Source organism: Terriglobus sp. YAF25, from assembly GCF_052113305.1.
In the GTDB taxonomy this organism is placed as follows: domain Bacteria; phylum Acidobacteriota; class Terriglobia; order Terriglobales; family Acidobacteriaceae; genus Terriglobus.
Map to the genome: position 1 here is coordinate 1 of NZ_JBFRCY010000428.1, position 4,015 is coordinate 4,015.

Sequence of the window (4,015 nt, forward strand, 5' to 3'; positions counted from 1 at the left end):
GCTCTTGAGAATGACAGCCCCAACAGCGACGCTGTGGGCCGGGGCATGAAGGTTGCCAAGGAACAGATGGTCGGCATGGTTGCGGCTGTGGACTGGATCCTGGAGCAGAATGACGAGGCGATTCAAGCCGAGAGCATGCGCCGTATCCGCACCATCGAGGCGGCCATCAAAGGAATTCCCACGGTGACCACCGTGGTGAATGTACCGCCGGTCGCCAACCATGTGCCGCATCTGCTGATCAAGTACGATCCTGCGACGGTCGGTATCAAGCCGCTCGAGGTAGCAGCGAAGCTGCGTTCGCAAAAGCCGTCGATCGAACTAAGCCCGGCGACCGGTGTGCGTGGACGCATTGAAGGTGCGGATGAGAATACGATTGTCATCGGCGTATGGATGCTGCAGCCGGGCGAGGCCGAGGTTGTGGCCAGCAGCCTGAAGCAGGTCCTGAAATCCGCGAAAGCCTGAGTTTATCCCCAAGGAGAAAAACAGTTATGTCGACAAAGACCAGCCGCAGAAACCTGTTGAAGAATGCAGCCGCAGCCGCCGGAGCGATTGGCGGAGCCGCTGTTCTGACTGAGAGCGCGCATGCTGCGGCCCCTGAAGCTCAGCAGAAGAAGTCGTATGGCCAGCCGCCGAAGAACGGAGAGGCTCCGCTGTTCAGCAGTGTCGTCTCCTACGGCAACCTGGTCTTTCTTGCCGGTGTTGGCGCTCACTTCCAGGGAACGATTGAAGAGCACACCAAGCACGTTCTTGACGAGCTCGAGAAGAACCTCGCAAGCGCAGGCTCTTCCATGGAGAAGGTGCTGAAGGTGAACGTCTACCTGAACGACATCAAGGACTGGGAGCGCATGAACACGGTGTACAAGGGCCGCTGGGGGAAGATTCCTCCGGTACGCACGACCATTGCTCCGGCCGGCGGCATCCCTGGCAATTCGCTGGTCGAGATTGACCTCATCGCCTATATCTAACCAAATCGAACGAACCATCAGGAGAGGAAAAATCTTATGTGTGCGCTGCCGAAACTGCGTCCTACGCGACGCGATCTACTCAAGCAGACCGGAGCTCTGTCAGCCCTTGCCGCGGTATCGCCGCTGGTTGCCGCTGGAAGTGCCGAGGCCCAGGCAGCGCACTCCGCTCCTTCTCATGCTGTCACCTTCCAGCCCGGAACGCTGCAGGACAACGTTTTCACCAAACTGGGTGTGCGCCCCATCATCAACGCGCATGGCACGTTTACCATCATCACCGGCTCGCGCTCGCTGCCTGAAGTGAAGCAGGCCATGTTTGAGGCCTCGCACTACTACGTGCATCTGGATGAACTGATGCCGAAGGTTGGCGCCGAGATCGCGAAGCTTGTCGGCGCGGAGCATGCGGTGGTGACGACCGGCTGTGAAGCGGCGATTGCGCTGGCAACGGTCGCTTGCTTCTGCGGCACCGACCCGGAGCTCTCGCAGACCTTCCCGTACAAGCGCAAGAAGAGCCAGGTCATTATCCCCAAGCACTCCCGCAATCCATACGATTTCGGCGTCCGCATGACCGGTGCAGAGATTGTGGAAGTGGACTCGGCCGAGGAGCTGCAGGCAAAGCTCACCGACCAGGTGGCGATGATCTACATCCTCTCGGGCCCGGCGGCGGAGAAGGGGCCTCTCTCGATTCCTTCGATCTGCGCGATGGCAAAGGCGAAGAACGTTCCCGTCTTTGTCGATGCTGCGGCGGAAGAGCCGCTGGTTCCGAATATCCACCTGCAGCACGGCGCGACGCTGGTCGGCTACTCCGGCGGCAAGTGCATGCGCGGGCCGCAGGCTGCCGGCATGATGATCGGCCAGGCTGATCTGATTAAGGCAGCGTGGTTCCAGGCTTCGCCACACCATAACTACGGACGTGCTTACAAGGTCGGTAAGGAAGAGATCATGGGACTGCTGGCCGCGGTGCGCCAGTGGTATAAGCGTGACCACGATGCCGAGCAGAAAGCGTGGAAGAGCTGGCTCGATCAGATCGCGGACAAGATCAAGGGACTGCCGTCGGTTCGCGTTGAATATCTTGATCCGGAAGACCTTTCCAACCGTTCGCCCCGCCTTCGGGTTCACTGGGATGCGAACCAGGTGAAGATTACGGGCACCGAGCTGTTCAAGCGTCTCGACGAAGGCACGCCGCGCATCATGCTAGACGGCGGCACCGGCGTTCGCCCGGACAAGATGGAGAGCTCGTTCACCATCATGCCGTACATGCTTGAAGCCTGGGAGATTCCGATCATCGCTGATGCTATCCATGAGGCGATGACCAAGCCTGGTCATTATGAGAATCCGGTCATCCCGACCGGCGCTGCGCAGGTTGACGGTAAGTGGGCTGTTTCGCTGAAGTACACCCGCGGAACCGCGGAGCAGACCTTCGATCTGCAGCAGAGTGGCAGCGATCTTAAGGGTAAGCAGGTTGGCGCTATTTATCAGGCCGATGTGACGGGCAGCATTCATGGCAACGATCTGAAGCTGCATGCTCGTATGCCGGTGAGCGGTCATGAAGTGATCTGGGACTTTACCGGAACGGTGCAGGGAAATACTGCTTCGGGAACGGTGGCTCTGGGTGAGTACGGTATGGCGGAGTGGAAGGCTGTGCGCGCTTAGCAAGCCAACGATTTATCGGTTTCGAAAAGGATAGGGCCCATAAGGCCCTATCCTTTTTGTGGCGTATATCAGCGAGCGGCTAAGTCTCCAACCGAGCTTGACCTAGGGCGTATCGACAAGCGACCACTGTGGAGTTATAGAGCGGGCCTTCAGCCCTTACTTTTTCTATGGGGCAGCCTGGGGCGTTGCCCCAGGCTGGTATAGAACGCGCTTTCAGCGCTTTTTCTGCCGGGAGACCACCCTCGGGGCCCCCGACGAACTTTTTCGTTGGGGAACGTTCGCAACGCCAGGGTGGGCAAGGAACACCCATAAATTTCTAACAAACACAGAACGATCTAGTTCTCTGCGGCGAAGAGTTGGAACTCCCGGATGCGGGCGGTGCCGGCGGTGGACAGCAGATTCAGACGGAAGCGGCTTGTGGTGACGGTGGGGAAGCGATCGATCTTCTTATGACCGATTGCGTGGCCCGATAGGACTGGCTTCCAGGCTCCGTCGACCCAGGCTTCGATGCGATAGGTCTGCACCATTTGCCCGTCGGTCAGCCACTCCATCGTCAGGGCTCGGTCAACGCTTGTGGGTTTTGCAAGTCGCACCTCGAACGTGGCGCTGTGGGAACCTGCCGGCGCGCTCCAAAAGGTATCGGTGTCGTTGTCGAGGGCCTTGCGTGTCTCGGCGTCAGGCATAACGGCGCTTGCCGCCACATTCTTTGCCGCACCGTAGTGCTTCTGGATGGCTTCGCCGAGCTCCTTCAAGCGCGCGACATCGCTGTCCGGTAGAAGGCCGCGATTGTCCGGAGCTACGCCCAGCATCCACTGGCCGCCTTTGCCGACGGAGTGTTCGTAGCTGTCCATAAGATCATCGACAGACTTCAGCGAAGCTTCGTCGTTCGCATGCCAGAACCAGTGCAGCTTGCGAAGTGGTGTATCGACTTCAATCGGGCGCCAGCGCAGATATCCGTGGCGATCGACGACGTTCCAGTTCTCGTATTCGACCTTGCCGCTCTCGTCGCCGGCCCAACGTGCATCGCCGTACTCGAAGAGGCCGGTGTCGGCAAAGACGATGGTGTTCGGCTGATAGGTGCGCAGGGTTTCAATGATCTTCTTGAAGTCGTAGACGTGTCCGCCGCTGCCGGCTCCGTCGAGCCAGAACTCGACCAGGTCACCGTAGTGCGAGGCCAGTTCTTCCAGTTCCGCACGGTAGTAGGCATCGTAGGCAGCATTGTCTTTGTACTTCGGCTCGTGGCGATCCCAGGGAGAGAGATAGACGCCGAAGCGCAGACCCTCAGCGCGTGCGGCTTCCGCGGCTTCGCGGACGAGATCTCCCTTGCCGTCTTTCCAGGGGCTTGCCTTGATGCTGTAGTCCGTTTGACCCGTAGGCCACAGGCAGAAGCCATCGTGATG

General features: G+C 59.4%; 3 protein-coding genes and 1 pseudogene. 3 read left to right on the top strand and 1 reads right to left on the bottom strand.

What is annotated here, in order from left to right:
• The 3 genes and pseudogenes from AB4043_RS17200 to AB4043_RS17210 all read left to right on the top strand — a co-directional run.
• Positions 1-462, top strand: a pseudogene (locus AB4043_RS17200) (selenocysteine synthase); the annotation flags it as partial.
• A gap of 26 nt (positions 463-488) precedes the next feature.
• Positions 489-965 (top strand): RidA family protein, encoded by a 477-nt coding sequence (locus AB4043_RS17205; RefSeq protein WP_442301457.1) that lies wholly within the window; start codon positions 489-491, stop codon positions 963-965.
• A 36-nt stretch (positions 966-1,001) separates the two neighbouring features.
• On the top strand, positions 1,002-2,615 hold the full coding sequence (locus tag AB4043_RS17210; protein ID WP_442301458.1) for a PLP-dependent transferase: 1,614 nt from the start codon (positions 1,002-1,004) through the stop codon (positions 2,613-2,615).
• Between the two features lie 335 nt (positions 2,616-2,950).
• On the opposite strand, the gene AB4043_RS17215 is transcribed toward AB4043_RS17210, so the two are convergent.
• On the bottom strand, positions 2,951-4,015 hold a 1,065-nt coding region (locus AB4043_RS17215), incomplete at its 5' end, for an alpha-L-fucosidase (protein ID WP_442307613.1).

Coding starts and splice junctions, on each gene's coding strand:
- AB4043_RS17205 (WP_442301457.1), top strand. CDS start 489: ATGTCGACAAAGACCAGCCGCAGAAACCTGTTGAAGAATGCAGCCGCA.
- AB4043_RS17210 (WP_442301458.1), top strand. CDS start 1,002: ATGTGTGCGCTGCCGAAACTGCGTCCTACGCGACGCGATCTACTCAAG.